Raw genomic sequence first — 2,115 nt, forward strand, 5'->3', positions numbered from 1 at the left:
CCGATCTGATCGCTCCAACGGAGGAATGTCCATGGCGTGAGCGGATCCTCTGGGGAGAGGTGCACGATGATAACGCCTGGGCCATGGGCGGGATCGCGGCGCATAGCGGATTGTTCGCCACGGCGAATGATTTGGTGCCTGCATATGACCTTTATCTCCTTTTGCATCAGGAGTTAACCAAGATTCGAAAACTGATTGTAATTACATAAAATCGGGGAAATTTGTGAATGAAGAAACCGGTGATGAAATTACTAAAGGTTACTCAATAGAATTTCGAGGAGAAAATGTAATAGAAAAGATTGAGGACGGAAAATATTATTTAAAGTCTAAAATCACATATACTTCTGAATGTAGTTATGAAATTAAGGTTTTAGAAACAAATATTCCTGGTTATGAAAGCGTAATTGGACAAAAATTTTATACAGAGATTTTAGAAACAGCCAAAATTGATAAGTTGATAAAAATACGTTCGAAAGGTGAAGAATGGAAAACTTTGGTTTTGAGAAAAGTGGAAGAATAAAAACTGGTCATAACAGCCGTTTCTCGCAATTGCGAATTTTGTGGTAAGTTCACGTTCACGTTTCGCAAGAATTTTTATCTTTAACAGAAAATAATTCGTTCCGAACTTCGCAACTGACGAGAAGCGGCGGAACGTTATGTGTCATGCTAACAGAATTCCGTAAATTCAATAACTTAATGCAACACTTTTAATTTTTTTAAATTTGTTGTAATGGAAAGAAAACGTAACAGGCTAACCTTTGCAGAGCGCGTCATTATAGAGACTTTGCTCAATCAAAAGAAATCAATTTTATACATTGCCAGGCAATTAAACAGAAACAGAACTTCTATTCATAAAGAAGTCAAAAAGTGGGTAATCAAACCTACTGATAAATACAATGCAGAACTGGCTCAGTTTTGCGCTAAAGAAGAATATTTAAACAAAAGGAACTTAGATAAAATAAATACCTATTTTAAACTAAAAGTCTTTGTTTATAAAGGTTTATTAAATGACTTCTCACCTGAACAGATTGCCGGAAGCATTAAAGATTTATATCCAAATGATCCGATAATGTCAATATCGTATGAAGCTATTTATCAGCATATTTACAGGCACAGGCAATCCAGATTGGGAAGAAAACTCATTAAACTCCTGCCCTACAGCCACTCTAAAAGAAGAAACAAAAAAAGATTTGGCTCTAAAAGAACCAGAATTAAAGATGCGGTTAGTATTGAGTTTAGACCAAATATCCAAGACAGAAAACAGCTCGGACATTGGGAAGGTGACCAAATTGTAGGTATTGGACATAAAAGCGCAATAGCTACAATGGTAGAAAGAAAAACAAGATATACCTATATAATTTTCCTTAAAGACAGAACATCTGAAACCATGACACAAGCTGTAGCAGAAACTTTAAACAACTTAATCCCAGAGGCAAGAAAAACAATGACCTATGACAACGGAATGGAAATGGCTAATCACAAATGGCTAACTGACAATACAGGAATGGATATCTATTTTGCGCATCCATACTCGCCTTGGGAAAGAGGAACTAATGAAAATACAAACGGACTAATAAGACGCTATTTTCCAAAGAAAACTGATTTTAATAACATTACAGAGCAGCAACTAAAACATGCCCAGAATCGCCTTAATAACAGACCTAGAAAAGTACTGGGATACAAAACTCCAGCTTATATGCTGGAACTCGAAATAAGTAAAATAAAATATCAGAATTATAAACTAAATTAATAACTTTGAACATAACCAAAAGAGACCATCTGTTGCATTAAGGTCTTGAATCCACCATCGTTAATAAGACAAAATGAAGATAAAATCAACTTTTTTATTTCTAATTATACTTTTGATTTCTTGTAAAAATGAAACAGAAAAGAAAATTGTTACTTGGAAAAAACAAACAGAAAAACATAAAAAAGAAAGCGTAATTAAAGTTGATACTTTATATAAACTCTTGGAATACGCTAAGGTAAAAGACACTTTAGAATTTTCTAATCAAGAACCATTTTTATTTATAAAAAGTGGAAACTTATTTTCAAAAAATGAAAAAAGTACGATAATTGTAAATTGTCCAACTGACTCAACATATAGAATTGAAC

The 2,115-nt window shown here is 33.7% G+C and carries 4 protein-coding genes; all 4 read left to right on the top strand.

The features are described from left to right. A partial coding sequence (locus ACKOWY_RS00520; RefSeq protein WP_408939487.1) for a hypothetical protein occupies positions 1–209 on the top strand: 209 nt, incomplete at its 5' end. Positions 210–223: 14 nt separating this feature from the next. Continuing rightward, positions 224–520: a hypothetical protein gene (locus ACKOWY_RS00525; protein ID WP_408939488.1), complete on the top strand. Its 297-nt coding sequence runs from the start codon at positions 224–226 to the stop codon at positions 518–520. Between the two features lie 210 nt (positions 521–730). After that, the gene (locus ACKOWY_RS00530; protein WP_408939489.1) at positions 731–1,750 is read left to right on the top strand and encodes an IS30 family transposase; all 1,020 of its coding nucleotides are present in this window, start codon (positions 731–733) and stop codon (positions 1,748–1,750) included. Between the two features lie 73 nt (positions 1,751–1,823). Further along, positions 1,824–2,115 (top strand): hypothetical protein (locus ACKOWY_RS00535; RefSeq protein WP_408939490.1); only part of this gene is annotated, 292 nt, incomplete at its 3' end.

This window comes from Flavobacterium sp. (assembly GCF_046073885.1).
Taxonomy (GTDB): domain Bacteria; phylum Bacteroidota; class Bacteroidia; order Flavobacteriales; family Flavobacteriaceae; genus Flavobacterium.